The sequence below is a fragment of the Pseudomonas sp. 58 R 3 genome (assembly GCF_900006605.1).
GTDB lineage: Bacteria > Pseudomonadota > Gammaproteobacteria > Pseudomonadales > Pseudomonadaceae > Aquipseudomonas > Aquipseudomonas salomonii.
Window position 1 is genome coordinate 40,808 of the sequence record NZ_CVTT01000081.1, and the last position, 26,136, is coordinate 66,943.

At 61.4% G+C, this 26,136-nt stretch carries 27 protein-coding genes and 1 pseudogene; 17 read left to right on the forward strand and 11 right to left on the reverse strand.

Features of this window, described 5'->3' with window-relative positions:
• Window positions 1–57 precede the first annotated feature (57 nt).
• Window positions 58–352 (forward strand): annotated as a pseudogene (locus BFP92_RS30780) (ABC transporter ATP-binding protein); the annotation flags it as partial.
• On the opposite strand, the gene BFP92_RS25465 reads toward BFP92_RS30780, so the two are convergent.
• Together BFP92_RS25465 and BFP92_RS25470 are read right to left on the reverse strand one after the other, a co-directional pair.
• Window positions 349–1,269 (reverse strand): FecR domain-containing protein, encoded by a 921-nt coding sequence (locus tag BFP92_RS25465; protein ID WP_065911714.1) that lies wholly within the window; start codon window positions 1,267–1,269, stop codon window positions 349–351. The pseudogene BFP92_RS30780 and the gene BFP92_RS25465 overlap by 4 nt on opposite strands.
• Window positions 1,266–1,784, reverse strand: a complete 519-nt coding sequence (locus BFP92_RS25470) for a sigma-70 family RNA polymerase sigma factor (protein WP_065911716.1) — start codon at window positions 1,782–1,784, stop codon at window positions 1,266–1,268. Before BFP92_RS25470 ends, BFP92_RS25465 begins: the two co-directional genes overlap by 4 nt.
• 173 nt (window positions 1,785–1,957) lie before the next feature.
• On the opposite strand from BFP92_RS25470, the gene BFP92_RS25475 reads away from it, so the two are divergent.
• Entirely contained in the window at window positions 1,958–2,923 is a 966-nt protein-coding gene (locus BFP92_RS25475; protein WP_065911717.1) for a threo-3-hydroxy-L-aspartate ammonia-lyase, read from the forward strand.
• Window positions 2,920–3,300 (forward strand): RidA family protein, encoded by a 381-nt coding sequence (locus BFP92_RS25480; protein ID WP_065911719.1) that lies wholly within the window; start codon window positions 2,920–2,922, stop codon window positions 3,298–3,300. The genes BFP92_RS25475 and BFP92_RS25480 overlap by 4 nt, the downstream gene beginning before the upstream one ends.
• Here BFP92_RS25480 and BFP92_RS25485 read toward each other — a convergent pair.
• Both BFP92_RS25485 and BFP92_RS25490 read right to left on the reverse strand, forming a co-directional pair.
• Complete coding sequence (locus tag BFP92_RS25485) at window positions 3,288–3,914, reverse strand: helix-turn-helix transcriptional regulator (RefSeq protein WP_065911721.1); 627 nt, start codon at window positions 3,912–3,914, stop codon at window positions 3,288–3,290. The two genes, BFP92_RS25480 and BFP92_RS25485, sit on opposite strands and share 13 nt — an antisense overlap.
• Window positions 3,915–4,053: 139 nt before the next feature.
• Window positions 4,054–4,521 carry a GNAT family N-acetyltransferase gene (locus BFP92_RS25490; protein WP_065911723.1) on the reverse strand — a complete coding sequence of 156 codons (468 nt, stop codon included), beginning with the start codon at window positions 4,519–4,521 and terminating at the stop codon, window positions 4,054–4,056.
• Window positions 4,522–4,769: 248 nt separating this feature from the next.
• On the opposite strand from BFP92_RS25490, the gene BFP92_RS25495 reads away from it, so the two are divergent.
• The 5 genes from BFP92_RS25495 to BFP92_RS25515 all read left to right on the forward strand — a co-directional run bounded on the left by BFP92_RS25495 (window position 4,770) and on the right by BFP92_RS25515 (window position 9,635).
• Window positions 4,770–6,020 (forward strand): ribonucleotide-diphosphate reductase subunit beta, encoded by a 1,251-nt coding sequence (locus BFP92_RS25495; RefSeq protein ID WP_005788524.1) that lies wholly within the window; start codon window positions 4,770–4,772, stop codon window positions 6,018–6,020.
• A gap of 152 nt (window positions 6,021–6,172) precedes the next feature.
• Window positions 6,173–6,661 carry a DUF1289 domain-containing protein gene (locus tag BFP92_RS25500; RefSeq protein ID WP_065931754.1) on the forward strand — a complete coding sequence of 163 codons (489 nt, stop codon included), beginning with the start codon at window positions 6,173–6,175 and terminating at the stop codon, window positions 6,659–6,661.
• A gap of 152 nt (window positions 6,662–6,813) precedes the next feature.
• Window positions 6,814–7,728: a class I SAM-dependent methyltransferase gene (locus BFP92_RS25505; protein ID WP_065931630.1), complete on the forward strand. Its 915-nt coding sequence runs from the start codon at window positions 6,814–6,816 to the stop codon at window positions 7,726–7,728.
• 149 nt (window positions 7,729–7,877) lie between these two features.
• Window positions 7,878–8,597 (forward strand): phosphatidylcholine synthase, encoded by a 720-nt coding sequence (gene pcsA / locus BFP92_RS25510; protein ID WP_065931631.1) that lies wholly within the window; start codon window positions 7,878–7,880, stop codon window positions 8,595–8,597.
• Window positions 8,598–8,855: 258 nt separating this feature from the next.
• On the forward strand, window positions 8,856–9,635 hold the full coding sequence (locus BFP92_RS25515) for a TSUP family transporter (protein WP_017139107.1): 780 nt from the start codon (window positions 8,856–8,858) through the stop codon (window positions 9,633–9,635).
• On the opposite strand, the gene nudC is transcribed toward BFP92_RS25515, so the two are convergent.
• Together nudC and BFP92_RS25525 are read right to left on the reverse strand one after the other, a co-directional pair.
• Window positions 9,603–10,436 carry an NAD(+) diphosphatase gene (nudC, locus tag BFP92_RS25520; protein ID WP_065931632.1) on the reverse strand — a complete coding sequence of 278 codons (834 nt, stop codon included), beginning with the start codon at window positions 10,434–10,436 and terminating at the stop codon, window positions 9,603–9,605. The two genes, BFP92_RS25515 and nudC, sit on opposite strands and share 33 nt — an antisense overlap.
• A gap of 5 nt (window positions 10,437–10,441) precedes the next feature.
• Window positions 10,442–11,254: a crotonase/enoyl-CoA hydratase family protein gene (locus BFP92_RS25525; protein WP_065931633.1), complete on the reverse strand. Its 813-nt coding sequence runs from the start codon at window positions 11,252–11,254 to the stop codon at window positions 10,442–10,444.
• A 192-nt stretch (window positions 11,255–11,446) separates the two neighbouring features.
• On the opposite strand from BFP92_RS25525, the gene BFP92_RS25530 reads away from it, so the two are divergent.
• Window positions 11,447–12,736 (forward strand): chloride channel protein, encoded by a 1,290-nt coding sequence (locus BFP92_RS25530; protein ID WP_065931634.1) that lies wholly within the window; start codon window positions 11,447–11,449, stop codon window positions 12,734–12,736.
• 41 nt (window positions 12,737–12,777) lie between these two features.
• Window positions 12,778–13,332, forward strand: coding sequence for a UPF0149 family protein (locus BFP92_RS25535; protein WP_056860397.1), 555 nt, complete (start codon window positions 12,778–12,780; stop codon window positions 13,330–13,332).
• A 6-nt stretch (window positions 13,333–13,338) separates the two neighbouring features.
• On the opposite strand, the gene BFP92_RS25540 is transcribed toward BFP92_RS25535, so the two are convergent.
• Window positions 13,339–13,968: a lytic polysaccharide monooxygenase auxiliary activity family 9 protein gene (locus tag BFP92_RS25540; RefSeq protein ID WP_065931635.1), complete on the reverse strand. Its 630-nt coding sequence runs from the start codon at window positions 13,966–13,968 to the stop codon at window positions 13,339–13,341.
• Between the two features lie 341 nt (window positions 13,969–14,309).
• Between BFP92_RS25540 and aroA the strand changes: the two genes are divergently transcribed.
• The gene (gene aroA / locus BFP92_RS25545; protein WP_065931636.1) at window positions 14,310–15,566 is read left to right on the forward strand and encodes a 3-phosphoshikimate 1-carboxyvinyltransferase; all 1,257 of its coding nucleotides are present in this window, start codon (window positions 14,310–14,312) and stop codon (window positions 15,564–15,566) included.
• A 31-nt stretch (window positions 15,567–15,597) separates the two neighbouring features.
• Window positions 15,598–15,987 (forward strand): hypothetical protein, encoded by a 390-nt coding sequence (locus tag BFP92_RS25550; protein WP_065931637.1) that lies wholly within the window; start codon window positions 15,598–15,600, stop codon window positions 15,985–15,987.
• Here BFP92_RS25550 and BFP92_RS25555 read toward each other — a convergent pair whose 3' ends face one another.
• Window positions 15,988–16,587 carry an NAD(P)H-dependent oxidoreductase gene (locus tag BFP92_RS25555; RefSeq protein ID WP_065931638.1) on the reverse strand — a complete coding sequence of 200 codons (600 nt, stop codon included), beginning with the start codon at window positions 16,585–16,587 and terminating at the stop codon, window positions 15,988–15,990.
• An 84-nt stretch (window positions 16,588–16,671) separates the two neighbouring features.
• On the opposite strand from BFP92_RS25555, the gene BFP92_RS25560 reads away from it, so the two are divergent.
• Together BFP92_RS25560 and BFP92_RS25565 are read left to right on the forward strand one after the other, a co-directional pair.
• Entirely contained in the window at window positions 16,672–17,277 is a 606-nt protein-coding gene (locus BFP92_RS25560; RefSeq protein WP_065931639.1) for a TetR/AcrR family transcriptional regulator, read from the forward strand.
• Between the two features lie 164 nt (window positions 17,278–17,441).
• Window positions 17,442–18,659: an MFS transporter gene (locus BFP92_RS25565; protein ID WP_065931640.1), complete on the forward strand. Its 1,218-nt coding sequence runs from the start codon at window positions 17,442–17,444 to the stop codon at window positions 18,657–18,659.
• Window positions 18,660–18,717: 58 nt separating this feature from the next.
• Here BFP92_RS25565 and BFP92_RS25570 read toward each other — a convergent pair whose 3' ends face one another.
• Window positions 18,718–19,389, reverse strand: coding sequence for a GNAT family N-acetyltransferase (locus tag BFP92_RS25570; RefSeq protein WP_065931641.1), 672 nt, complete (start codon window positions 19,387–19,389; stop codon window positions 18,718–18,720).
• A 20-nt stretch (window positions 19,390–19,409) separates the two neighbouring features.
• Window positions 19,410–20,315 (reverse strand): LysR family transcriptional regulator, encoded by a 906-nt coding sequence (locus BFP92_RS25575; RefSeq protein ID WP_065931642.1) that lies wholly within the window; start codon window positions 20,313–20,315, stop codon window positions 19,410–19,412.
• Between the two features lie 113 nt (window positions 20,316–20,428).
• Here BFP92_RS25575 and BFP92_RS25580 point away from each other — a divergent pair, with 113 nt between their 5' ends.
• The 3 genes from BFP92_RS25580 (at window position 20,429) to BFP92_RS25590 (ending at window position 24,925) form a co-directional block, all read left to right on the forward strand.
• The gene (locus BFP92_RS25580; RefSeq protein ID WP_065931643.1) at window positions 20,429–21,643 is read left to right on the forward strand and encodes an MFS transporter; all 1,215 of its coding nucleotides are present in this window, start codon (window positions 20,429–20,431) and stop codon (window positions 21,641–21,643) included.
• Between the two features lie 81 nt (window positions 21,644–21,724).
• The gene (locus BFP92_RS25585; protein WP_065931644.1) at window positions 21,725–22,576 is read left to right on the forward strand and encodes a CAP domain-containing protein; all 852 of its coding nucleotides are present in this window, start codon (window positions 21,725–21,727) and stop codon (window positions 22,574–22,576) included.
• A gap of 162 nt (window positions 22,577–22,738) precedes the next feature.
• Window positions 22,739–24,925 (forward strand): GAF domain-containing protein, encoded by a 2,187-nt coding sequence (locus BFP92_RS25590; RefSeq protein WP_065931645.1) that lies wholly within the window; start codon window positions 22,739–22,741, stop codon window positions 24,923–24,925.
• Window positions 24,926–24,929: 4 nt separating this feature from the next.
• Here BFP92_RS25590 and BFP92_RS25595 read toward each other — a convergent pair whose 3' ends face one another.
• The gene (locus BFP92_RS25595) at window positions 24,930–26,096 is read right to left on the reverse strand and encodes a GGDEF domain-containing protein (RefSeq protein ID WP_065931646.1); all 1,167 of its coding nucleotides are present in this window, start codon (window positions 26,094–26,096) and stop codon (window positions 24,930–24,932) included.
• Window positions 26,097–26,136 lie beyond the last annotated feature (40 nt).

A 26,136-nucleotide genomic window follows, 5' to 3' on the forward strand; every position in this document is an offset into this window, starting at 1 on the left:
CTTTATTTATACGATATAGATATATAAAAGGTGATCGCCTGCCAACGGCCGTTCAACGCCCAGGCGCTGCCCAAGGCCTTGCCCGGCGGCATGGCGCAACGCGTGACCATTGCACGCGGGCTGTATTCACGCCCGCAGGTGTTATTGCTCGATTGCCTTGCTGCTGGTGACCCATGATGTCGACGAAGTGCTGTACTTGAGTGAGCGGGTGCGGGTGATGGACAACCGGCCGAGCAGTATCCGCCAGGAACTGGCAGTCGACCTGCCACACCCACGGGGCCGGCGTGACCCGGCGCTGGCGCAGCTCAAGGCACAGGCATTGACCGAGTTGCAGCGCGCGCATGTGATCTAGGCCAGGGTTCGACTGAGTGTCACCCAATACCGCGTGCGCGCTCGCACTTCGAACCCCAGGGTCTGGGCCAGCAGCGTGAGGATGCGATCGGTGTCATCCAGGCGAAAGCTGCCGGTGACCCGCAGCGTTTCCAGGCTCGGGTCCCAGCGCAACACACCAGGGCGGTAACGTTCCAGCTCGCGCAGGAAATCCCCAAAGGGTTGGTTCTGCGCGGTCAATACGCCGTCACGCCAGCCCAGTTGCTGCACATCAAACACCGCCCCGGCACTCAGCCCGCGAGGCCTTAACCAGGCTTGCTCACCGCTGTTCAACGTCGTCAATTGCCCGGTCAGATCACGCACCTGCACTGCGCCCTTGAACACCGACACCCGGCAGCCGGACGCCAATTGCCGCACGCACACGTCGGCCTGGCGCACTGCTACCTGGCCATAGCGCGTGTGCACACTGATCGCCGCTGCGCCCGGAACCGTCAGCGCGAGTTCGCCGTCCACCAGCGTGATGCGCCGCTGTGCCAGGTCGACATCCACCGCCGTCGCCGTATTGAGTTGCAGGCTGCTGCCATCGGCCAATGGCAGGCGCTTGCGCTCGCCGGTGGCGGTGTGCAAATCAGCCCGCCACGCCTCGATGGGCAACTGGCGGCTGATCAACCAAGCGGTCGGCACCAGCGCCGCCACGCCCAGGGCCCGTTTGAGCAGCGCACGCCGCCCCGGTTGCGGGCGGTCGAGGCTGGCCATTGCCACGGCCTGGGGCAAGTCACTAAAGCGCCGGCGCAGTGATTGGGCCTTCTGCCAGGTCTGTTCGTGCTGAGGATGGCTGTCGCGCCAAGCCTGCAAATTGGCATGGTCACGCTCGGTGGCCGCGCCGGATTCCAGCAGCGCCAACCAGTGGGCGGCGGCGCGCGCAACCTCGCGGCTCACATGTCCACCAGCAAGCAATGTTCATAAGCCTGGGCCATATAGCGCTTGACCGTGCGCTCAGAAACGTCGAGCCGCTCGGCAATCTCGCGATAGCCCAGGCCCTCCAACTGGCTCCACAGAAAGGCGCGGCGCACCACTTGCGGCAAACCGTCAAGCAACTCATCCAGGGCGTGCAGGGTTTCCAGTACCAGCCAGCGTTGCTCGGGTGACGGCACGCAGGTCTCGGGCAAACTCGCCAGCGCCGTCAGATAGGCTTGCTCAAGGCTGCGGCGCTGATGAAAGTTGGCCAGCAAGCGCTTGCCGACCGTCACCAGATACGCCCGTGGCTCCTGCATGTGTGCAATCGGCTGGGCACTGGCCAGCACCCGCACGAAGGTGTCCTGGGTCAGGTCCGCTGCATCCCAGGCGTTGCCCAGGCGCCGTCGCAACCAGCTTTCGAGCCAGCTGCGATGATCACGGTACAAACTCGACAAGGTCAGTTCGCCAGTGTGGGACGGGGCAACAGCATCAGTCATGGCAAGCAACCTGCGCGGCGCGAGTGAGTCTCAAATGAGATTCATTCTATTTAATATCGCGCGGGTGCACCATGCTCTTTTCAACATCGTGTTTATGCCCTGGGTGACAAACCAGTCTTTACTATTTGTCTTTATGTGGATATTTTATCCAGATACGCCCATGAGGTCTGCCCATGCAATTGCCCGACTATTCCGATGTCGTCGCCGCCGCCCAACGCCTTGAAGGCTTCGCCCATCAAACACCGGTGTTCACCTCACGCACCCTTGACGCCGAAACCGGCGCCCAGGTGTTTATCAAATGTGAAAACCTGCAACGCACCGGCTCGTTCAAGTTTCGCGGTGCGTTTAACGCCCTTTCGCAGTTCGACGCGCAGCAGCGCAAGGCCGGGGTGGTGGCGTTCTCCTCCGGCAACCATGCCCAGGGCATTGCGTTGGCCGCCCAATTGCTGGGCATGCCGGCGACCATCGTGATGCCCACCGACGCGCCCGCCGCCAAGGTCGCCGCCACCCGGGAATATGGCGCCAGCGTGGTGCTGTATGACCGCTTCAACGAGGACCGTGAGCAAATCGGTCGCACCTTGGCGGTTGAGCATGGCATGACGTTGATCCCGCCTTACGACCACCCACACATCCTCGCCGGCCAAGGCACGGCCGCCAAGGAACTGTTGGAATTCAGCGGCCCCCTCGACGCCCTGTTCGTCGGTCTGGGGGGTGGCGGCATGCTCTCGGGCACCGCGTTGTCGACCCGTGCGCTGGCCCCCGATTGCCAGCTGTTGGGTGTTGAGCCCCAAGCAGGCAATGACGGCCAGCGTTCATTCCAGACCGGCAGCATCGTGCACATCGACACCCCGGCGACCATCGCCGACGGTGCGCAAACCCAACACCTGGGCGACTACACCTTCCCGATCATCCGCGACAAGGTCAGCGACATCCTCACCGTCTCCGACGCGCAGTTGGTGGCCGCGATGAAGTTCTTTATGCAACGCATGAAAATGGTGGTCGAACCCACCGGCTGCCTGGGCCTGGCCGCGTTGCGCCAGCTGGGCGAGCGGTTCAAGGGCCGGCGCGTGGGCATTATCGTCACCGGCGGCAACGTCGACATCGCGCGCTACGCCGCGCTGCTCAGCGAGGCGCCATGAACATCATCCACACCGAGACCGCCTCGGCGCCTGCCGGGCACTACTCCCAGGCCGTCAGCCACGGCGACACGCTGTATATCTCCGGGCAATTGCCGGTCAGCCCTGACGGGCGCCACAACCTTGAAGCATCGTTTGCCGAACAGGCCCGGCTTGCGCTGGCTAATCTGCTGGCCATCCTGAAAGCCGCCGGTGGCACGCCGCAGGATCTGGTGAAAGTCACGGTGTATGTGGCCGGGGTGCAGCATTGGGCGCAATTCGACCGTATTTACGCCGCCGCGCTGGGCGAGCACCGCCCTGCCCGCGCGGTGGTGCCGGTGCCCGAGTTGCACCACGGTTACCGGGTGGAGATTGAAGCTGTGGCGCGCTACCTGGCGTAGGTGTAGACCGCCGCCCGTGACACGCCCAGGTGCGCAGCCACGGTTTCCATGGCCCGGCGAATGTCCATGCAGCCCGAGTCTTTGAGCTCTTGCAGCAACAGCCGTCGATCCGCCGCCTTGAGCGCGCGCGGCGTGGTGGCCAGGCGTGCGGCGAACTGGTCGATACGGGTGCGAATCACATCGGCGCCGGACGGCTCCAGGGATTCAATCAGGGTGTCGCCGGTGACCGAGCCAAATTGCTCGAGCATGCCCTGCAGGCCACGGAACAATGAGAGATCGACGTTCATGCACAAGGCCGCGACGTACTTGCCGCTGGTGTCCTTGATGCCGATCGAGGTGCTTTTGACCTGGCGCCCATCGGCGAACTGATTGCGGTAATTGGCAATGATCTGCGGGTAGTCGGGGTCGGCAATCCGCGCCAGGCCCAACTCGGTGGTCGGGTCGCCCGGCGAGCGCCCGGAGAGGTTGTTATGGATCGCCAGGATCGCCTGCTGCGGGTCGCGCAAATCGTGCAGCACCACTTCGCAGAACGGGCTGAAGGTTTTGCTCAAGCCTTCGGCAATCTGTTCGAGCTGGCTGATGAGGGTGGTTTCTTCAGGAGCGGTCTTTTTCATGCAAGACAACATATCCAGTTCTGGACAGGCCGTCAATTTGGCCGCTGTCCCCTGAGCGTGCCGAGCACAGTGACAACGCGGTGTTGCACAACGGTGACGTGCAGGTCCGGGAGCGACTGCGTGGTTGGTAGACCCACCGCTACAGGGCGAGCTCCATCTTGATGATCTCGATGGACACCGGGCTGTTGCCCCGACTGAAAGTGCCCTCGCCGACCTTTTCAAAGCCGAATGCGGCATAGAACATTTCGGCGTTGAGGGTCGCTTCCAGGCAGGCCTTGGCATGGCCGGCGTTCTTGATGCGCTGCAAGGCTTCATTCAATAAGCGTGCGCCAATGCCCTGCCCGGCGGCAGCGCCGCGCACGAACAGCTTGCTGATTTCATTGCCATCGATCTCGATAAACCCCTGCAGCCTGTCGGTGTACGCCAGCCACAGGTTGCCGGCGGCGATGGCCTCGCGGTAGGTCGCGGGTGAGCGGCCGTTGAGCCACATGGCGATCTGCTCGGGGCCATAGTCGCCCGTGCAGAGGTTTTCGACAGAGTTCTTATGCACCTCGAAGACACTTTGCGCGTCTTCCAGCAGGGCGGATCGAATCAGTACTTTTTTCATTCCCTTGAAATTCCACCGGCAGCCAATGAACCCAGGTTTTATAGCTCAACCGGCGCTGCGCCGCGACCCAAGACCGCACATCTTGTGCGTTGACCTGTTTTGTTACACACCATATAGTGTGCCCACAAACACAAACCACCACTACATAGTGTGCAGTACCGGTATTTACCGACCACACTCTGCGCAGTATTTCAATGCCTTGAAGCCTGCAAAAACCTATTTTTCGAGTACCAGGAAGGAGAATTTCAATGTTGAGTTGGGATGAAGTCGACAACGAAGACACCGGTGCAGCGGTGATCAAAGGCGCCAACGCCGGCCACGCCAGCGAAGCCAACATGGACCGCCTCGACGGTGCCGGTGCTGCCGCCGCCCTGGAAGCGCGCAACGTCACCGCCAACGACTCGGCTGCGATCATCCGCGCCAAGGCCGCCCTAGACAAACTCGACGTCGCCGAAGGCCTCGCCGAACTCGAAGGCTCCGCCGCCCGCGTCGCCGTCGACGAAAAGCGCATGATCAACTGCCGCGCCGACCTCAACCAACTCGTGCCCTTCAAGTACGACTGGGCCTGGCAGAAGTACCTCGACGGCTGCGCCAACCACTGGATGCCGCAAGAGGTCAACATGACCGCCGACATCGCCCTGTGGAAAAACCCTGAAGGCCTCACCGACGACGAACGCCGCATCGTCATGCGTAACCTGGGCTTCTTCTCCACCGCCGACTCCCTGGTCGCCAACAACCTGGTACTGGCCGTGTACCGCCTGATCACCAACCCGGAGTGCCGCCAGTACATCCTGCGCCAGGCCTTCGAAGAAGCGATCCACACCCACGCCTACCAGTACTGCATCGAATCGTTGGCCATGGATGAAGGCGAGATCTTCAACATGTACCACGAGATTCCATCGGTGGCTAAAAAAGCCGCCTGGGGCCTCAAATACACCCGTTCGATCTCCGATCCGAAGTTCGAAACCGGCACCGTCGAAACCGACAAAGAACTGCTGCGCAACCTGGTCGCCTACTACTGCGTCCTGGAAGGCATCTTCTTCTACTGCGGCTTCACCCAGATCCTGTCCATGGGCCGCCGCAACAAAATGACCGGCGTGGCCGAACAGTTCCAGTACATCCTGCGTGACGAGTCGATGCACCTGAACTTCGGTATCGATGTGATCAACCAGATCAAAATCGAAAACCCGCACTTGTGGGATGCCGAGATGAAGGAAGAAGCGACCCAGATGATTCTGCAGGGGACGCAGCTGGAGATTGAATATGCGCGCGATACCATGCCGCGTGGGGTGTTGGGGATGAATGCGGCGATGATGGAGGATTATCTGAAGTTCATCGCGAACCGTCGTCTGTCGCAGATTGGTTTGAAAGAAGAATACCCAGGGACGACTAACCCGTTCCCGTGGATGAGCGAAATCATGGACTTGAAGAAAGAGAAGAATTTCTTCGAAACCCGCGTGATCGAGTACCAGACCGGCGGCGCGTTGAGCTGGGATTGATCTATGAAGCAGATCTAAAATTGTGGGAGCGGGCTTGCTCGCGAAAGCGGCGTGTCAGTCGCTAGATACATCGACTGATCCACCGTATTCGCGAGCAAGCCCGCTCCCACATTAGGTCCGTGGTGTTCTACAGACTTTGCAAAATGCCTTTTATGCCCAACCAAACCATCAAAACGCCCTGCGTCGGCCTGTGCTCCACCGTTTACGGCGACCTGGTCTGCCGGGGCTGCAAGCGTTATCACCATGAAGTCATTCAATGGAATGGCTACAACGCCGAGGAAAAACAGGCGGTGTGGCTGCGCCTGGAACAGTTGCTGGTGCAGGTGATGGCCAGCAAGCTTGAGGTGTTTGACCCGCAGCTTTTGCGCCTGCAACTTGAAACCCGCAAAATTCGCTTCGTGCCACACCAGTCGCCGTACTGCTGGGCGTACCAGCTGATTGCCCGGGGCGCGCGGGTGATTTCCAAACTGGATGCGTATGGGCTGGCGCTGCTGCCGGAGTTTCGCGAGCGTCACCTGGCGGATTTGCGTGATGCGATTGACCGCGAGTTTTTCCTGCTGTCCGAGGCGCATTACGAGCGCTATATCGCACCGGGCTTTTTGCGTGAGTCTTTTGGCGCGCCATTGATCGCAAGTATCTGAGCGGCAGCACAAAACCAATGTGGGAGCGGGCCTGCTCGCGAAAGCGAAGTGTCAGTTAGCACATCTGTAACTGATCACCTCCGGGCTTTTTTTCCAGTTTATGTCAGTGACTGTGTTTAAAATGCCGCCCGCTCAACGATTGACGCTCAACGATGAACCCAGACGCACTCGCTACCCTGCACGCCCATTTGCTCACCGCCCTGGCCAACCCGCCGAGTGAAACCCGGCGCCTGTTCCACGGCCGTGGCCGCTGCTGGCCGGGCCTGGAGCAACTGACGGTGGACTGGTTGCAGGGCGTGCTGCTGGTCTCATTGTTCAAGGAACCCGAGCCTGCGCAGCTCGAAGCCCTTAAGCAGCTGCTGCAAACACAGTTCAATGCTTACACAGTTGCCCTGCAACACCGCTACCTGCCGCAAAGCACCACCGAATGGCTTTCGGGCGAAGCTGTAGACGAGTTGACCATTACCGAAGGCGGCCTGCGTTACCTGATCGACCTGGGTAAAAAACAGAACAGCGGGCTGTTCCTCGACATGCGCTACGGCCGCAACTGGGTGCGCGAACAGGCCAAGGGCCAGCGTGTGCTCAACCTGTTCGCCTACACCTGTGGTTTCTCGGTGGCGGCCATCGAAGGCGGTGCCGACCATGTGGTGAACCTGGACATGGCCCGTGGCGCCTTGAGTCGCGGGCGCGATAACCATCGCCTCAATGGTCATGACCTGAGCCGCGTCAGCTTCCTGGGCCACGACCTGTTCAAGTCGTGGGCCAAGGTGACCAACAGCGGCCCTTACGATCTGGTGATCATCGACCCACCGTCCTTCCAGAAGGGCAGCTTCCTGCTGACCAAAGACTACCAACGCGTGCTGCGCCGCCTGCCGGATTTGCTCACGGCCCAAGGCACCGTATTGGCCTGCATGAACGACCCGGCCTTCGGTGAGGACTTCCTGATTGACGGCGTAACCCGCGAGGCACCGGGCCTGCGCTTTGTACAGCGGCTGGAAAACCCGCCGGAATTTCCCGATGTCGACCCGCAGAGCGGTTTGAAGGCATTGGTGTTCCGTCAGGGTTGATGCCGAAACGTCTGACCCTTGCTACGCTAAGTGATACGCCGGGGCGGTGAACCTTATACCTCCCTTCCCGGTCGATACCTGCATTCCCCGGCCAGACTCGACGGCGTTACGTCGTCGGCTGCCCTGTTTCATCTTTTGGAGAGCCGCCCGTGATATCGACCCTGCATGTAGCCAGACTCAAAGCCTGGGGCGCCCACGGCTTTACCGCCACCGGCGTGGTGCTGGCGTTCCTGGCCACCCTGGCCTTGCTGGAAAACTCACCCAAGGCCTGCCTGCTGTGGCTGGGCCTGGCGCTGGTGGTCGATGGGGTCGATGGCTCGCTGGCGCGACGGGTCAATGTCAGCACGGTACTGCCCAGCTTTGATGGCTCGGTGCTGGACCTGGTGATTGACTACCTGACGTATGTGTTTATCCCGGCGCTGTTTATCTACCGCTATATCGACCTGCCGGACTTCACCCACCTGTTTACCGTGTCGGTGATCCTGGTGTCGTCGCTGTTCTGTTTCTGCAATGTGAACATGAAGAGCAAGGACAACTATTTCGTCGGCTTTCCTGCGGCGTGGAATGTGGTGGCCTTGTGCGTTTACATCATCCAGCCGGACGCCTGGGTGACCCTGGCCACGGTGATCGGCCTGGCGCTGCTGACCGTGACACCGATGAAGTTTCTGCACCCGTTCCGGGTCAAGCGCTTTATGCCGATCAACATCGCCGTGACCACCCTCTGGTTGCTGTGCAGCTTTTTGATGGTGGTGGACTACCCCAATACCAACCCGTGGACGTTTGGGTTGTGGTCGGTGATGTCGGCGTACTTTTTGGGGATTTGTGTGTGGCGCACGGCGTTGGAGTGGCTGGACAAACGTCACAGCTGAAGATCCAGAGCAGACGCAGAGCGTCCCAAGCGGCATTCCCACGCAGAGCGTGGGAACGATCATCGCCAGGCGGGCACGGTTTAAAGGTGGGAGCTGGCTTGCCTGCGATGGCGTCGGGTCAGTTACAGCAGGTGGGCCTGCCCTACCGCTATCGCAGACAAGCCAGCTCCCACATTTGGATCTGGGTCCATCCGGCAGGTAAGATGGCGATCTTTGGCGCAGCCCCTTTCTGCGCCCTGCCAATAATAAGCCCTGCCCATGCCCTTCGAACTCAGCGTTGACCTGACCACCCTCGCCATTCTTGCCTGCGTGGCCTTTATTGCCGGCTTTATCGACGCCATCGCCGGCGGCGGCGGCCTGCTCACCACGCCGGCCCTGCTCACCGCCGGCATGCCACCGCACCTGGTGCTGGGCACCAACAAGCTCAGCTCGACCTTCGGCTCCGCCACCGCCAGTTTTACCTTCTACCGGCGCAAGCTGTTCCACCCGCGCCAATGGGTACACGCCATCGTCGGCACGCTGGTCGGCGCATTGGCAGGTGCCGTGGTCGCCCACTACCTGCCCGCCGAAACCCTGAACAAAATGCTCCCGGTGATCGTGTTCGCCTGTGGGGTGTATTTGCTGTTCGGTGGCACGCCCAAGGCGCCGCTGGATGCCGATGCACCGATCAAGAAGAAATGGCAGTCCACCCAAGGCTTCGGCCTGGGCTTCTACGACGGCGTGGCCGGCCCCGGCACCGGCGCGTTCTGGACGGTGAGCACGATGCTGCTGCACCCCATCGACCTGGTCAAAGCCAGCGGCGTGGCGCGCAGCATGAACTTCGTCAGCAACGCGGCGGCGCTGTCGGTATTTATCTTCAATGGCTCGGTGGACTGGATCGTCGGCCTGGCGATGGGCTTCTCGGTAATGTGTGGCGCGTTCTTTGGCGCACGCAGCGCAATCAGCGGCGGCGCCAAATTCATTCGCCCGGTGTTTATCACCGTGGTCCTCGGCCTGACGGTGCGCCTAGCCTGGCAACACTGGTTCAGCGTGGCCTAAACGGCGCGCCAGGTAGAGATCGATCAGGTAACGCGCAATCGAACGTGACGCCGGCAACGGCGGCAAGTCGTGGATATTGAACCACTGCGCGTCTTCGATCTCATCGGCCTGGGGCACGATGTCTCCCCCGGCGTATTCGGCATGGAAGCCCAGCATCATCGAGTGCGGGAACGGCCAGCACTGGCTGCCCATGTACTGGATGTTCTTGACCTCCACCTGCACTTCTTCGCGCACTTCACGGATCAGGCAATCTTCGGCCGACTCACCCGGCTCGGCGAATCCCGCGAGCGTGCTGTACACGCCCGTGACAAAACGCGGCGAACGCGCCAGCAGGATCTCGTCGCCACGGGTCACCAGCACAATCATGCTCGGCGAAATCCGTGGGTAACTGCGCAGGTCGCAGGCCTCGCAATACATCGCCCGCTCGCGCGGCACCTGGACCATCGCCTGGCCGCAACTGCCACAGAACCGATGCTCCCGCGCCCAGGTGCCGATCTGCGCGGCGTAGCCCAGCACTTTGTACAGGGTGTGGTCGCCCTGCAACATAAAGCCGCGCAGGCCCTGCCAACTGCAACCCGGCACCTCGGCCGCCGCGTTCAGCTCCAGCAAGTACACCGGCTCACCGTCAAGGTGACCAATGCCATGCTCAGCAAACACCGACAGGTCCTGGCGCTTGAGCCATTCACGCGGGAATAGCGGGCCATTGGTGTCATGCAAAAAGCCCTCGCGGCTGCGGGCGACGGCCCAGCCGCCAGGGGCGTCGTTGTCCAGCAGCGTTGTGGTAATCCAGCCTGGTGTCATGTCAGTCAATCCACGAATTCGGGTTTCTGCTTACTCATATGGGCCGCGATGGCCACGCGCAGGTCGTTGGATTGCAACATAGCCGAGTTCCAGGTGGCAACGTATTCCAGACCATCATTGACCGTATGGTCACGCATGTAGCTGATCATGGCCTTGGTGCCGGCCACGGCAATCGGTGATTTGCTCGCGATTTCATGGGCGATTTCCATGACCCCGGCCAGCAGGCTGTCCTGGTCGGGGTACACACGATTGACCAGGCCGATGCTGCGCGCTTCTTCGGCGCCGAACGGGCGACCGGTGTAGGCCAGTTCACGCAACATGCCGTCGCCGATAATGCGCGGCAGCCGTTGCAGGGTGCCGACGTCGGCGGCCATGCCGATATCGATTTCCTTGATCGAGAACTGCGCGCCTTCGGCGGCGTAGCGCATGTCACAGGCGCTGATCAGGTCGATGGCGCCGCCGATGCAGTAGCCCTGGATCGCCGCCAGCACCGGCTTGCGGCAGGTGTCGACGGCATTGAACGAGGCTTGCAGCTCGAGGATCTTGCGCCGCAGCAGGCGTGCGTTGCGGCCCACGTCCTTGCCAAAGCTATTGGCCACCGAGGCCATCATCATCAAGTCGATGCCGGACGAGAAATGCTTGCCGGCACCGCTGAGCACCACGGCGCGCACGGCATCGGTGTCTTCGACCCACTGGAAGATGTCGATGATTTCGGTCCAGAACGCCGCGTTCATCGCGTTGATTTTTTCCGGGCGGTTGATCTGCACATGGGCAACGTTGCCAGTGAGTTCGACGATGAAAGCGTGGTATTCGGACATGGCAGTGATCCCTGACTGGCGAGTAATAAGGCTCGAACTATAACAAGGGAGCATGACGGCGCATCGGCCAAAAACGGGACTGGCAAACGTAATGAAATGTTGTGGCCGCCGGGTTTATGGCCTGCCGATACATTTCACCCAGGCGCCTCGCTTTATCAGCTATACACTCAGGGCCACTGCCTGGAGCCCGCTATGCCGTCCACCTTTCGTTCATCATCGATTCTGGCCCTGGTGGTCGTGCTGACCGGCATTGGCGCCGGGCTGGGCGGGATGCTGCTGGCGTTACTGCTGCACGGCATCCAGCACCTGGCCTACGGTTACAGCCTCGACAGCCTGGTCAGCCACGAAACCTTTTTGTGGGGCGTCACCGCTGCCGCGCCGGAGCGGCGTCTGCTGGTGCTGGTGGTGTGCGGCCTGGTCGCCGGGCTGGGCTGGTGGATGATTTATCGCTATGGCCGACCGCTGGTGAGCATCAAGCAGGCCGTGTCTGAAAAGATGCCGATCATGCCACCCAAAACCACCCTCGCCCACGCCGTGCTGCAGATCATCACCGTCGCCCTCGGTTCGCCCTTGGGCCGTGAAGTGGCGCCGCGTGAAGTCGGCGCGCTGGCCGCGACCTGGCTGTCACAACGGGCGCACCTGGAACCGCACATGCACCGTTTGCTCGTGGCCTGCGGCGCCGGCGCAGGGCTGGCGGCGGTGTACAACGTGCCCTTGGGCGGCGCGGTGTTTGTGCTGGAAGTGCTGGTAGGCGCCTTCAGTTGGCCGGCGGCGGTGATTGCGCTGGCGACCTCGGCGATTGGTGCGTCGGTGGCCTGGATCGGGCTGGGTGCGGAATCGCAATATGCAGTGCCGCATTTTGTGTTGAGCCCGGCGCTGATCGCCTGGGCCGTGGTGTGCGGGCCAGTGTTTGGCGTGGCCGCTTATGGGTTCAGCCGCTTTACCGGTGCCGCCAGGGCCAACGCCGCACGCGGTTGGCGCCTGCCCGTCATGTCGCTGATCAACTTTACGATTATCGGCGGGCTGGCGATGCTGCTGCCGCAGATCCTCGGCAATGGCAAAGGTCCGGCGCAACTGGGCTTCGACAATGAGCTGACGATCGGCCTGGCCGCCATCCTGCTGCTGGTCAAAGTGTTGATCACCGCCGGCAGCCTGCGCGCCGGCGCCGAAGGCGGCCTGCTGACGCCGGGCCTGGCCAATGGCGCGTTGCTCGCGATTCTGCTCGGCGCTGCCTGGAGCCTGGTGTGGCCCGGGGTGCCGCTGGGCGCGTTTGCGATCATCGGCGCGGCGGCGTTTTTGGCTTCCAGCATGAGCATGCCGCTGACCGCGATTGTGCTGGTGGCCGAATTTACGCGTATCGAGCATGACTTTCTGGTGCCGATCATTCTGGCGGTGGTGGGTTCGATGTGCGTGAGCAAGCTGTGTCAGCGCCGGGAAATAAGTGGAAAAAAGCCCGCCCAAGCGCCATCCTCTGCGCTTTAAGCCGCCCACTTCGCGGCGCTCGACGTTTAAAGGATATGCCCATGCTCGCCCAACCCCTCACCCCTGCCGATTTCGACTTCATCGACGAAACGCTGTTGAAATACGGCGACGATCATTCGGTGCTGAACCTGGCTGAACTCGACGGCTACTTCACCGCGCTGGTCTCAAGCCCCGCACAAGTGGACGTCGGTGAGTGGTTCCCGGCGATCTGGGGTGGGCAGAACCCGGCCTGGGAAAACGTGGAAGAGGCCCAGCGCTTCCTTGAGTTGTGCGTGCGCCATATGAATACGCTGGCGGCGCAATTGGCCACCGACGCGCAAAGCTTCAAGGCCCGCTTTGATGACACCGAACACCAAGGCCAAACCGTCACGCTCGCCGAGGAATGGTGCTTTGGCTATATCCGGGGTGCGGCGATTGGCAACTGGCCAGAACTGCCTGCCGAACAAGCGGCGCTGCTGGAGAAGATTTCCTGGTGTGCCGAGCAAGACAACTTTGAACTGCCGGCAGACCTGGATGTAAACGCCCACCAACAGCGGGCTCGAGCGATCGAACCCGCTGCGCGGGCGCTGCATGATTACTGGTTGGCCCAGCGTTAACAGCGCTTATTTGAAGTCCAGGTCAAACGCCTGATAGAACGCGTTGCCGGTGTTGGCCACGATCCACATCAACACCACCACATGCCGGCCTTTCTTGCCCTTGGGCAGCGTGACCTGGTGTTCGACCTTGGCTTTCATTGCATCGGCGTGCTGGTAGTACGGCACCTGGGTGTAGAAGTCTTCGAAAAACGGCTGGGCCTCAAGTTGCGCACGGCTGATGCGTTGCTTGGGGTCCCAGCCATCCTTGGTGATCAGCCAGCGATAACCACGGGTGACGTGGGCGGCGGTGTAGGCCCATTGCACCTTGAACACCTGGCCAGCCTCGACATTCAGCAATGGCCAGGTAAACGGCGTGTTGAGCTTTTTGCTCATCTCCTCGTCGGTGAAGTTCAGGCAATCGCGGTCGTCGGTCTTGCCGCCGCTCAGGATATGCCCGTCGGCCGGCGGTGTGACGCTTTGATCATCGGTTTGATAGGGTGCCGGGAACGGCCCGGCAGTGAGCGCCGGAAAGTTTTTACCGCCTTCCATCTCGTTCACCTGCCAGTTGCCGAGCAGCCCGCGCTCTACCGCCACCGAACCACGGCTGGGCGGGGTCACGACGCGACCGTGACGAAGTTGGGTCTGGGGTTTGTTCATTTCATTCACTCCTTGATTGAATGCGCCCCGTCATCGGGCACACCTCGAACTTACCTTGGCGGGCGCTATTGTCCAACTGCGGCTCGCCTGGGAAAAATCGCACACTGCCCGCGTTTCGCTGAGTAAAGGGCGTTGTCCTGCATCGGATTTGCTGCTTGTCCTACGCCCACAGAAGTAGTTCGACTACAGGAGCAGTCCGTTCCCCGGACAAGTCGGCGACCGCCTCGAAATACGCACCCTGCCACGATCCCCGCTCGACAAGGGTGGCGTGTTTGGCTGATTATTCGGGTCCGCCCGTCGGCCACTCCACACCGCCTTGCCTTGATCAGGAGCCTTGTCCCTTGAGTTCGCAGAAAACCGTGACCGTTACACCGCCCAATTTCGCCCTGAACGGCAAGGTCGCGCCCCCCGGCTCCAAATCCATTACCAACCGCGCCCTGTTGCTGGCCGCCCTGGCCAAGGGCACCAGCCGCCTGAGCGGCGCGCTGAAAAGCGATGACACCCGCCACATGTCGGTGGCCTTGCGCCAGATGGGCGTGAGTATCGATGAGCCGGACGACACCACCTTCGTGGTCACAGGCACAGGCAAACTGCAATTGCCCTCGCAGCCGCTGTTCCTCGGCAATGCCGGCACCGCGATGCGCTTTCTCACCGCCGCCGTGGCGACCGTCGAAGGCACCGTGGTGCTCGACGGCGACGACTACATGCAAAAACGCCCGATCGGCCCGCTGCTGGCTACCCTTGGCCAGAACGGCATCCGCGTCGACAGCCCGACCGGCTGCCCGCCGGTGACCGTGCACGGCGTGGGCAAGGTGCAGGCCAAGCGTTTCGAGATTGATGGCGGTTTGTCCAGCCAGTACGTGTCGGCGCTGCTGATGCTCGCGGCCTGTGGCCAGGCGCCGATTGAAGTGGCGTTGACCGGCAAGGACATCGGCGCCCGTGGTTATGTGGACCTGACCCTGGACTGCATGCGTGCGTTCGGTGCGCAGGTCGAGGTGGTCGACGACACCACCTGGCGCGTAGCTCCCACCGGCTACAGCGCCCATGACTACCTGATCGAACCCGACGCCTCCGCCGCCACTTACCTGTGGGCTGCCGAAGTGTTGACCGGCGGGCGCATCGACATCGGCGTGGCCGCGCAAGACTTCACCCAGCCGGACGCCAAGGCCCAGGCCGTGATTGCGCAGTTCCCGAACATGCAAGGCACCGTGATCGGCTCGCAGATGCAGGACGCGATCCCGACTCTGGCAGTGCTGGCCGCGTTCAACAACACCCCGGTGCGCTTCACCGAACTGGCCAACCTGCGCGTCAAGGAATGTGACCGTGTGCAGGCGCTGCACGACGGCCTCAACGAAATTCGCCCAGGTTTGGCGACCATCGAGGGCGACGACCTGCTGGTGGCCAGCGACCCGGCACTGGCCGGCACTTCATGCAATGCGCTGATCGACACCCACGCCGACCACCGCATCGCCATGTGCTTTGCCCTGGCCGGGCTGAAGGTGGCGGGAATCCGCATTCAGGACCCGGACTGCGTGGCCAAGACCTACCCTGAATACTGGAAGGCCCTGGGCAGCCTTGGGGTTGCGCTCAGCTACTGAGCCAGCACGTCGGCGTAGGGAGGGAATGCCCATGTCAATTCGCCAACCCTGCCCACCCGGCGTCTGCGCTTGCGACCGTGAACAGCTGTTGCAAGCGCCTGGCGCCGACCTGCGTATCCTCAGCCTGACGCGTCAGGAAGAGAAGAAGCTGGTCGAGCGCCTGGAAAACCTCCAGAGCCTGCAAGACCTGGAACACATGCAACAGCGGATGTTCGAGCAATTGGGTATCCGCGTGCAGGTGGCGCCAGGGCACACCGAGGTCAAGAGCATGCGCGGCATTCAGATCAACATCGACGAGCAGCCCGGCCTGTGCCGCAAAACCCGCCAGGCGATTCCGGCGGCGATTCGCCGTGGCCTGGAGAAGCGCCCGGAAATTGCCTACCGCCTGCTGGATGCCCACGATCTGTTTCGCGAAGGCTGACTACCCAGCCACCGTTTCGACTTCAAACAAGCGCTGCCCGATGGCTTTTGCAGTGTGCAAATGCGCCTGCGCAGCGCCGCTTTCCGTTTCCAGCAGCAGCGTTGACGTCACCACCTGCGCCCCACAGTAATCAAAAATCCCGTAGTCGATCTGCGTGCGCATGGCCTTGGCATAACCGTGCCGATCGAACGCGCTTTCATCTGCCGCACCCAGCGCCAGCAGGTGCACCTGCACGTGCCGCAGTTTTTTCACCACCGGCGTATCCGGGCCGTAATCGATCGCCCAGCCGTTGACGAACACGCGGTCGATCCAACCTTTGAGCAGGCCCGGCAGCGACCACCAATAAATAGGAAACGCCAGCACCAGCCCATCGGCACGGTCGATACGCGCCTGCTCGGCGAGCACATCGGCGGGCGGCTCAGCGCGAGTGCGGTGTACGAGGTGGTCGGCGGCGCAATAGCGTGGGTCGAAGCCTTCGGCGGCGAGGTCGGCAACCTCATAAGTGTGGCCGGCCGCCGTGAGCCCGGCCGCCACCTGTGCGGCCACGCTATGGGTGAGGGATTGCGGGTCGTGATGGGCTACTACGATCAGTGCGTGCATGACATTTCACTCCATTTCGGGCTAGGCTGGGCGCTAGCTACCTTTAGTAGGTTACGCACTTTAAGTTACTTTTGGTATATAAGCATGTCAAGCACTGAAACCCCTGCCCCACGCCGCCGCCTGTCCCGCGAGGATCGCCTGCGCCAATTGCTCGACATGGCCTGGCAACTGGTGCGCGAGGAAGGCACCGAAGCCCTGACCCTGGGCCGCCTGGCCGAGCTGGCAGGCGTTACCAAACCGGTGGTCTACGACCATTTCGTCACCCGTGCCGGCTTGCTGGCCGCACTCTATGAAGACTTCGATAGCCGTCAGAACCAGGTGTTTGCCGATGCGCTGGACGCCAGCGCCGCCAACCTGCAAGAGCAAGCCTGGGTCATCGCGTCGTGTTACGTCGATTGCGTGTTGTTGCAAGGGCGGGAAATTCCGGGGGTGATTGCCGCCTTGAGCAGCTCGCCGGAACTGGAAACGCTGAAGCGCAAATACGAGGCGATCTTTCTGCAAAAGTGCCGCGACGCACTGGCGCCGTTCGCGCCCAACGGCACTGTTTCCCAAGCGGGCTTGCGCGCCATGCTGGGCGCCGCCGAGGCCTTGTCCCAGGCGGCCGCCAGTGGTGAGATCAGCCGTGAGGAGGCGCAGCAGGAGCTGCTGGAGACGATTCTGGCGATGGTCAATCGAGGCACGGTGAACTGATTCATCATGTGGAAGCAGGCTTGTCGAATTATCGTACCGCTGCGATACCGAGGTGCCTGCATCGCAGGCAAGCCAGCTCCCACAGAAAAGCAGATCTTCGGTATAGGCAGGTCCGCTTTTCGCTTTTGATCTAACCACTCTTTTTCTTAACTCAGATCGACACCATGAAAACGTCAAGTAAGCTTATTTGTGTGCAAGCGCTTTCCAGCCTCTCACTATGGCTTGATATTTTTTTGATATTCACGGTCCCCGTCTATTTGTGGCATGCCTCGCCTTCGTCGATAGCGCTCCTGGCTTTTTGCCTCGGTGCCCCCATGTTGTTTCTAGGCCCTATTGTCGGAACGCTGATAGATCGACATGACGCACGGAAAACGTTGGCAGTCGGTGCTTTACTCCGCACACTGTCTACCTTAGCCCTTGCCATGTCTTCAAACCTTGAGATTTTTTTGCTTTTTGTGATCTTGAAAGGCGTGTCAAATTTATTCTACTTCCCCTCAATAACCATTATGGTTCGGCAACTGATACTTGCTGAAGAACGCAAATCTTTTTTCAGCTGCGTCAGCGTATTTGACCAGTCAACCAAAATGCTTGCTCCGTTACTAGCGGGCATATTGACGATAATATTACCACCCAAAGACCTGTTCTTTTTGTCGGCTGCTGCAGTCCTTTTAACCTTCCCATTTCTGAGGTCTATCTGCCTAGCATTCAAGCCGCAAATTAATGACGCCTCGACAAAAACCCTGCCACTCTATCGTGACATAATAAGAGGACTTGCTATATTTAAAGCCTTGCCCTTTCAACTACGGATCGGCTTCATTTACTCGCTACTCACTTCACTTGCTTTAGGAGTCTACGACCCGCACTTGGCATCCTTCTTAGCCTTCGAAGGCTTGCCTTCAGTTAATTTCTCGGTGATCGTCTCCGCTACAGCGGCTGGCGCGATAGGCGCCGCACTGCTGATAAAGTTCAAGTTTAGCCATTTTGATGAGCTGCTACTTCGGATGCATGCACTGGTTATTTTTTCCGCCGCATTGATCCTGACCGCGACCATGATTTTTTTCCAAATACCTGGGAGAGCCTATATTTATCCGCTGGTTTGGTTTTTGAATGGCTTCGGTTATGAGGCTCTAATAATTTCTTCCAATATAATCCTTCAACAATTATGCCCTCCTGACACTATCGGAAGGGTCTCCATGTCTTTCAGAAGCGTCCAAATTTTATGCGTTATAATCGGACCTTCTTTAGGAACACTAATAATAGTCGCAGGTGGTCGCCCAGCACCTTTTATTGTGTCAGCCTGCATAGCATTTTTAACTGCTTCAGTGTCAATTGCCGTCTATTTATATGTGTGCAGAAAACAAGCACATACTCCCGTCAGTTAGTACGATTAAGCCGATTTGTCGCGCGCAATAGAAAACCTCCCAAGGGAGTTTTTTGCATTTAGTCCCGATGCTCACTTACAAACGACTGCACCTTGCGCGTCAGCTGATCAAGATGCCGATCCCGCTGCTTCTCGGCATCAACCATTGCGCGCTTGCCGTGTTTTTGCAGCAAGTACGTATGAATCTGCCGCACCTCCAGCGAGCTGTAGATTGCAGCCACGTCCAGCACGCCCATCAAACCATCGGTCCCATAATCGCGCGTGTTCATCAACACCTGGGTGCCCCGCGCACCACGCACCTGAAAGCCCATCGCTTTAAACGCCGGCACTTTTTCCACTGAGCAGGCCAGCTCTGCGTGGGGGTAATGCGCCAGCACCTCGCCAAGCATGGCGCGGGCCACGCCCTGGCGCCGATGCCCGGCTTGCACGGCCATAAAGGCGATGCCACAGGCGTGCGGATCATCCTTGACGGGCAGGTACAGGCAAAAACCGACCACCTGTTCGTCCTGCAGTGCCACCACCAGTTCAACCGCGATGCCCTTGGCGCCATTCAGCGCTTCAAGGTACAGGTGCACCTCAAAGCCGACGGCATACTGATAGATGTTGTAGAGCAGGTTGCTCGGCGGCAATGCCACGCTGCTGATGTCGGTGAGGTTGTCGATCACCATCTGCAGGATCTGGCTGTTGATCGGCTCGGGGCTGGCTGTGGTGTAGCGGGTAAGGCTGAACATGCAAATTCCTGGGTTTAGCATCAAGGCAGCGGTGATTGTACCTGCTGCCCGCACACCTCGCGCAAACAGCCGCGCAACCAGCGGTGGGCCACGTCGGCATCCAGGCGCGGGTGCCAGAGCATGGCCACGGTGAACGACGGCACGACTACCGGCAGCGCAAAGCTGTGCAGCCCGTCGCGCTGATGGGCGGTGTAGCGTTCAGGCACGCTGGCGATCAGGTCGGTATCGCGGGCCAGGGCGATGGCGGTGGCAAAGCCGGCGACGATGGTGCTGATGTTCCGCGTCAGGCCCAGCGCGTGCAGCGCGTCGTCGACCTGGCCACGGTCGAGCCCACGGCGCGACACATAGACATGCTGGCCCTGGGCAAAACGCTCGGCGCTGACGTCACCCTGGCTCAGCGCATGGCCGCTGCGCACCACACCGATCAGCCGGTCACGGAACAGCGCCTGGGTCAGCAGTTCGGGGCTGGCGCTGGCGCCGACCACGCCAATGGACAGGTCAATACTGCCGTCGCGCAGCAGCGCCGAGTCTTTGTCGCTCTTGTTGACAAAACGCAGGCGCACGCCCGGCGCTTGCTGGGCGATACGCGCGAGCAACGCCGGGCCGAAGTTTTCCACAAACTCCTCGCTGGAGCGCAGCGTGAAGGTGCGTACCACTTGGCCCATATCCAACGCTTGCGCCGGGCGCAACACCGCTTGGGCCTCCTGCACCAAACGGCTGACCTGTTCACGCAATTCGACCGCCCGCGGTGTCGGCACCAGGCCGCGTCCGGCACGCACCAGCAAGGGGTCGCCGGTGGTTTCGCGCAGGCGGGCCAGCGCTCGGCTCATGGCCGAAGGGCTCAGGCGCAGGCGCCTGGCGGCAGCGGCCACACTGCCTTCGCTGAGCAACGTATCCAGGGTAATAAGCAAATTCAGATCGGGCATACGCGCTCCTTATCAGGCGTTTGATGCAGGTATTAGCTGCAACCCATGCGTCTTCCGCCATAGTAGGCCACGCCGTAGAGTTGTGTCAGTTGCCTTCACTCAAGGAATCGTCCATGCACAACTCTTCATCTGGTGCGCTCGTCAGTCTGTCGCTCGCCATGTTGCTGGCCTCTTTGGGCACCAGCATTGCCAATGTCGGCCTGCCCAGCCTGGCACAGGCGTTTGATGTGTCGTTTCATGCCGTGCAATGGGTAGTGCTCGCCTACCTGTTGGCGATTACGGCGGTGATTGTCGGCGCCGGCCGCCTGGGCGATCGCTTCGGGCGCAAGCGCGTCTTGCTCGCCGGCTTGCTGCTGTTCGCCGTGGCGTGTGCACTGTGCGCGGCAGCCCCATCGCTTAAATGGCTGATTGCAGCGCGCGCCCTGCAAGGGTTGGGCGCAGCCGGCATGATGGCGATGACCCTCGGCCTGGTGGGCGACACGGTGACCAAAGCGCGTACCGGCCAAGTGATGGGTTTGCTCGGCACGATGTCGGCAGTCGGCACCGCCATGGGCCCCAGTGTCGGCGGGGTGCTGCTGAGCCTGTGGGGCTGGCGCGCGTTGTTTGCGTTCGGTGTGCCGCTGGGACTGTTGGCCGCCGCCCTCGCCTTTTATTGCTTACCGGCGGACCGACAGGCCAGCGCCAGCATATCGGCTGGTGCTTTCTGGCAGCCGTTGCAAGACCCGACGCTGCGGGCCGGGTTGGCGATGAGCGCACTGGTGGCGGCAGTGATCATGGCCACGTTCGTGGTCGGGCCGTTCTACCTGTCCCGTGGGCTCGGGCTGGATCCGGCCCGGATGGGCCTGGCCATGGCCCTCGGCCCCTGTGTTGCGGCGCTGACCGGCGTACCGGCGGGCCGCCTCACCGATCGTCTGGGCAGCCACCGCATGACCCTCGCGGGCTTGGGAGTGATGGCGCTGGGCGCGCTGTCGCTTTCGTTGACGGCGGGACTGCCCGCTTACCTCGGCGCCCTGGTCCTGCTGACGACAGGCTACAGCCTGTTTCAAGCCGCCAATAACACCGCGGTGATGAGCGATGTCGCGCCGACGCGCCGAGGCACCGTGTCCGGGCTGCTGAACCTGTCGCGCAACCTGGGCCTGATTTTCGGCGCTTCGGCCCTGGGCGCGGTGTTTGCCTGGGCCAGCCCCGATGTGACTCACGCAGCGCCGACCAGTGTTGCCTCCGGCTTGCACGTGACCTTCGCCGCCGCGTTGGCCCTGATCGTCACCGCCAGCACTTTTGCCTGGGGCCGCAACCGCGCCACGATCTGCCCGCAGAACACCCGTTGAGGCAAAAAAACAAAAAAGGCGTTGCCCCAAACCGGGTTACTTCGCGCATCATGGGCACTTTCAAGCTCAAGGGTAACGTCCATGCGCGTGCTGTCATTGATGATGGGTCTGACGACGCTGGCCGCCAGTTTGGTGTTCTGCGCCAGCGCGATGGCGAATGAAGAAAGTCAGTTGGTGCAACAGATCAACGAATACCGCAGCCAGGTGCAACGCTGCGGCAACCAGGGTTCCCAGGAACTGCCACCGCTGACCGGTGATACGCGGCTGGTGTTGCCGGCCACCAATGTCGGCGACTTGCAGCAGGCGCTGGCACGGGCCGCCTACCCGATGGTGAACGTGCAGGCCATCAGCCTCTCCGGCCCCAAAAACGCCGAAGCGGCGATGAAGGCCGTGCGCGAAAGCTTCTGTCGCGTGGTGCTGGACCCACAATTTGTCGATATCGGCGTGAGCAACAGCGGCCAGGATTGGCGCATTGTGCTGGCACGCCCGCTGCTCTCCAGCGGCCTTGGTGACTGGCAGACCGAGGGCAAAAAACTGCTCGAGCTGGTCAACGCTGCGCGTCAGCAACCGCGTCAATGCGGCACCCAGGCGTTCACCGCGACCACGCCGCTGTCGTGGAATGATGACCTGGCCAGCGCCGCCAATGGGCATTCGCGCAACATGGCTAACGGCAATTTCTTCGACCACCTGGACCATGACGGCCGCACACCGGGCGACCGCGCGGAACTGGCGGGGTATATCGCAAAAAACATCGGTGAAAATATCGCCGCCGGCCTCGACACCCCGCGCAAAGTAGTGGACGGCTGGCTCGCCAGCCCCGGGCATTGCGCCAACCTGATGAACCCGCAATTTCGTGAATTGGGCGCGGCCTACGCCATGGATCCCAAGAGTGATGCCGGCATTTATTGGACGGGGGTTCTCGGCGCGCAATAGAAGGCGTGAGACCCGTCTGCCCGTCTATTCATTTGGATAGAACGTCAAATTGCCATCACCTGTGTAATCGTGCTGAACTGGCGGCATTCATTCCGGTCTGTAGCTTGTTAGCCTGACCGCTTCAGGCCCTCGACAGACCGTGGTAAACAAGGTGTTCTCGCAATGATGAATTGGCTGCAAAGCAGCAGCGACATGGCTGAGCGGGTTCGCCAGCATGACTGGGCCAACACGCCATTGGGCCCGCTGGAGCAGTGGCCCGACGTGCTCAAGACCACCGTAGCGCTGTGCTTCGCATCGAGCTTTCCCCAGGCGATTGTCTGGGGCCCGCAGTTGATCACGCTCTATAACGATGCATTCATTCCGATCCTGGGCTCAAAACCCGATCCTTTGGGACGCCCGTTCAACGAGGTGTGGCATGAGGTGTGGGCGGATATCAGCCCCATCGCCGATGCCGCCTTCCAGGGCCATGCCACCTACATCGAAAATTTCCCTCTGGTGATTGAACGCGGCCCGACGCCGGACCAGGCGTACTTCACCTTTTGCTACAGCCCGATTCGCGACCCCGAGGGCAAGGTGGTCGGCATTCTTGACACCGTGTCGGAAACCACCAGCACGGTATTCCTCACCCGACGCCTGGCGGTGCTGGATGCCATCAGCCACACGGTGGCCAATGCGGCCGATGCCGAAACCATTCTGACCAGCACCACCCAACTGGTGGCCGAACATCTGCAGGTGAGTAACTGCGCCTACGCCGATATGGACGCCGATGAGGACGGCTTCACCATCCGCGACAATTGGGTAGCACCCGGTTCGCCCAGTATCATCGGCCACTACAGCCTGGCGGCGTTTGGCGAGACGGCGGTCAAGTGCCTGCGCGCGGGTGAGCCACTGGTGATCCATGACAACCTGCGCGAGCTGCCGCCAGAGGAATCGGCGTCCTTTCAGGCACTGGGGGTCAGCGCGACGATCTGCATGCCCTTGATCAAGAATGGCCGGCTGACGGCCTTGATGGCGGTACACGATAAACGCCCACGGTTGTGGTCGAGCTACGACCTGGCGTTGCTGCGCGAAGTCACCGAGCGCTCCTGGGCGCATATCGAGCGCGTGCGCGCCGATGCCTCTGTGCGTGAAGGCCTGGCAGCCTTTGCCGAACTCAACACCACCCTGGAGCAACGCGTCGAAGAACGCACCCTGGCACTGGCCCAGGCCGAAGCCGCATTGCGCCAGTCGCAGAAGCTTGAGGCCATCGGCCAGTTGACCGGCGGCGTGGCCCACGACTTCAACAACTTGCTGACCATCATCCGCTCCTCGGTGGATTTTCTGCGCCAGCCGGGGTTATCCGAAGAGCGCCGCCAACGCTACATGAGCGCGGTGTCCGACACCGTCGAGCGGGCCAGCAAGCTCACCAGCCAATTGCTCGCGTTTGCCCGCCGCCAGCCGTTGAACCCGGAAGTTTTCGATGTGAGCCTGCGGGTCAAGAACATCGGCGAGATGCTCGAAAGCCTCACCGGAGCGCGTATCCGCGTGCAGCTGGAACTGCCACAGCGGCCGTGCCATGTGCGCGTCGACTCCAGCCAATTTGAAACCGCCCTGATCAACATCGCGCTCAATGCCCGCGATGCCATGGAGGGCCAAGGCACCCTGACCTTGCGCGTCGCTCCCCTGGCAAAACTGCCGCGCATCCGTGGCGATGCCGAATCAAACCAGCCCTGTGTGAGCATTGCCCTGGCCGACACCGGCAGCGGCATTGCCGTTGAGACCGTCGAGCGCATTTTCGAACCCTTCTTTACCACCAAGGCGGTGGGCAAAGGTACCGGGCTTGGCTTGTCCCAAGTGTTCGGGTTTGCCAAACAATCCGGTGGCAACGTCGACGTCACCAGCAACCTCGGCCAGGGCAGCGTGTTTACCCTGTATCTACCCGAGGCCGAGCCTGTGGCGGTGCAGGCCTGCCCGGTTCAGGAAGACCAAGGCCCGGTGCCCGACACTACGGCGCGTCACATCCTGATAGTCGAAGACAACCTTGAAGTTGGCCGCTTCGCCAACCAGATCCTGCAGGACCTGGGCTACCGAACCACCTGGGCCACCGATGCCGAGCAGGCACTGGCGCTGGCCGGCCCGGACGGCATGGCGTTTGACGCGATTTTCTCGGATGTGGTGATGCCCGGCATGACCGGCGTGGCCATGAGCAAACGGCTGCGCGAGCGCCGCCCCGACTTGCCGGTGGTGCTCACGTCAGGCTACAGCGAAGAACTGGCCGACAGCGGCTATGAAGGCTTCGAATTCCTCCCCAAGCCCTACTCCGCCGACCAGGTGGCGCGGGCATTGGCCAGGTCGATGCTCAAGGAATGACGCGCTACTGCGCGACGGCCACCTGATTACGGCCCATGGCTTTGGCGCGGTACAGCGCTTTGTCGGCGTTGTTCATCAGGCTGTGCAAGTCCTGATCGAGGCTGCGGGTGGTGGCCACACCGAGGCTGGCGGTCAAGCCTTTTACCGGCTCGGAACTCAGCCCCGAAATCGCCTGGACCAGTTGCTCGGCGATGCCCTGTGCGGTTTCCAGCGAGGTGTTGGGCAGCAACACCGCGAATTCTTCACCGCCGAGTCGACCATAAACGTCGGCCTGGCGAAACGAGGCGCTGATTACCCCGCCAATCTGGCGCAACACCTGGTCACCGGCCTGGTGGCCGTAGGTGTCGTTGATGTCCTTGAAGTGGTCCATGTCCAGCATCAGCGCGCTCAGCGGCTGCTGGTTGTGCCGGCATTGCGCGTACAGCAGGTGGGCCTGCTCGAAAAACGCGCGACGGTTCATCAGCCCGGTGAGCTCGTCGGTCTGGGCGGCGCGCGTGGAGATATGGTGGGCCCGCTCCATCTGCCGGGTCAGGCGAAAGGCTTTTTCCAGCGCATCCGAGAGCTTGCGTGTGGCACTGGCCACAAAGGTCGAAAACACCAGTACCGCAATCGCCACGCCGACTTGCATCGGCGCCGGCTGGAACAGCAACCACAGGGTGCACGGCAACAGCACCAGCGCCATGGAACCCAGGGTCATATAGCGATAAGCCGAATAACACGACACGGCGCTGACCGACATGCCCACGGTAAACAGCATGACCAGCACCTGGGAGACGCGATCATCCGGGGGCATCACCGCCAGGGCGCCGAGGCCCCAGGTGCCGGCTGACAGCATCAGCGTGACCCAATAACGGCGCTCCCAGCGCGCGGGCGTGCGCTCGCTGTCGGGGCAGCGAAACCAGTCGGTGAAGAGCTTGACCCGCACCAGCGAGGTCACCGCCAGCACCCCCAGCCAGACCAGCATGACCTCGTGGTCAAACCGGCTCCAGCACAGCCAGCAGAGCATGACGGCGCCCAGGTAGCTGCCGAAAATGGCCGAGAACGATTGGCGAAACAGCTGGTGCAACCGGTCGGTTCGCACCTGCTGTTCGATAAGTTCATCCGGGTCTTGCCCACGCCCAAGGCCGTTCATGAAATACGCCCGCTTCGACTGCCACGACAAAGGCGCCATTGTGGCACCCTGCCAGTAGCGCGGACAACAGAATCCACCA

Excerpts from the sequence above, each read along its gene's own strand:
- BFP92_RS25475 (WP_065911717.1), top strand. The coding sequence starts at position 1,958 with ATGCAATTGCCCGACTATTCCGATGTCGTCGCCGCCGCCCAACGCCTT.
- BFP92_RS25570 (WP_065931641.1), bottom strand. The coding sequence starts at position 19,389 with ATGTTCAGCCTTACCCGCTACACCACAGCCAGCCCCGAGCCGATCAAC.
- BFP92_RS25550 (WP_065931637.1), top strand. The coding sequence starts at position 15,598 with ATGTCAATTCGCCAACCCTGCCCACCCGGCGTCTGCGCTTGCGACCGT.
- BFP92_RS25525 (WP_065931633.1), bottom strand. The coding sequence starts at position 11,254 with ATGTCCGAATACCACGCTTTCATCGTCGAACTCACTGGCAACGTTGCC.
- BFP92_RS25575 (WP_065931642.1), bottom strand. The coding sequence starts at position 20,315 with ATGCCCGATCTGAATTTGCTTATTACCCTGGATACGTTGCTCAGCGAA.
- BFP92_RS25530 (WP_065931634.1), top strand. The coding sequence starts at position 11,447 with ATGCCGTCCACCTTTCGTTCATCATCGATTCTGGCCCTGGTGGTCGTG.
- BFP92_RS25470 (WP_065911716.1), bottom strand. The coding sequence starts at position 1,784 with ATGACTGATGCTGTTGCCCCGTCCCACACTGGCGAACTGACCTTGTCG.
- BFP92_RS25580 (WP_065931643.1), top strand. The coding sequence starts at position 20,429 with ATGCACAACTCTTCATCTGGTGCGCTCGTCAGTCTGTCGCTCGCCATG.
- BFP92_RS25480 (WP_065911719.1), top strand. The coding sequence starts at position 2,920 with ATGAACATCATCCACACCGAGACCGCCTCGGCGCCTGCCGGGCACTAC.
- BFP92_RS25585 (WP_065931644.1), top strand. The coding sequence starts at position 21,725 with ATGCGCGTGCTGTCATTGATGATGGGTCTGACGACGCTGGCCGCCAGT.
- BFP92_RS25485 (WP_065911721.1), bottom strand. The coding sequence starts at position 3,914 with ATGAAAAAGACCGCTCCTGAAGAAACCACCCTCATCAGCCAGCTCGAA.
- BFP92_RS25505 (WP_065931630.1), top strand. The coding sequence starts at position 6,814 with ATGAACCCAGACGCACTCGCTACCCTGCACGCCCATTTGCTCACCGCC.
- BFP92_RS25490 (WP_065911723.1), bottom strand. The coding sequence starts at position 4,521 with ATGAAAAAAGTACTGATTCGATCCGCCCTGCTGGAAGACGCGCAAAGT.
- BFP92_RS25555 (WP_065931638.1), bottom strand. The coding sequence starts at position 16,587 with ATGCACGCACTGATCGTAGTAGCCCATCACGACCCGCAATCCCTCACC.
- BFP92_RS25500 (WP_065931754.1), top strand. The coding sequence starts at position 6,173 with ATGCCCAACCAAACCATCAAAACGCCCTGCGTCGGCCTGTGCTCCACC.
- BFP92_RS25560 (WP_065931639.1), top strand. The coding sequence starts at position 16,672 with ATGTCAAGCACTGAAACCCCTGCCCCACGCCGCCGCCTGTCCCGCGAG.
- BFP92_RS25535 (WP_056860397.1), top strand. The coding sequence starts at position 12,778 with ATGCTCGCCCAACCCCTCACCCCTGCCGATTTCGACTTCATCGACGAA.
- nudC (WP_065931632.1), bottom strand. The coding sequence starts at position 10,436 with ATGACACCAGGCTGGATTACCACAACGCTGCTGGACAACGACGCCCCT.
- BFP92_RS25590 (WP_065931645.1), top strand. The coding sequence starts at position 22,739 with ATGATGAATTGGCTGCAAAGCAGCAGCGACATGGCTGAGCGGGTTCGC.
- BFP92_RS25565 (WP_065931640.1), top strand. The coding sequence starts at position 17,442 with ATGAAAACGTCAAGTAAGCTTATTTGTGTGCAAGCGCTTTCCAGCCTC.
- BFP92_RS25595 (WP_065931646.1), bottom strand. The coding sequence starts at position 26,096 with ATGGCGCCTTTGTCGTGGCAGTCGAAGCGGGCGTATTTCATGAACGGC.
- BFP92_RS25495 (WP_005788524.1), top strand. The coding sequence starts at position 4,770 with ATGTTGAGTTGGGATGAAGTCGACAACGAAGACACCGGTGCAGCGGTG.
- BFP92_RS25515 (WP_017139107.1), top strand. The coding sequence starts at position 8,856 with ATGCCCTTCGAACTCAGCGTTGACCTGACCACCCTCGCCATTCTTGCC.
- BFP92_RS25540 (WP_065931635.1), bottom strand. The coding sequence starts at position 13,968 with ATGAACAAACCCCAGACCCAACTTCGTCACGGTCGCGTCGTGACCCCG.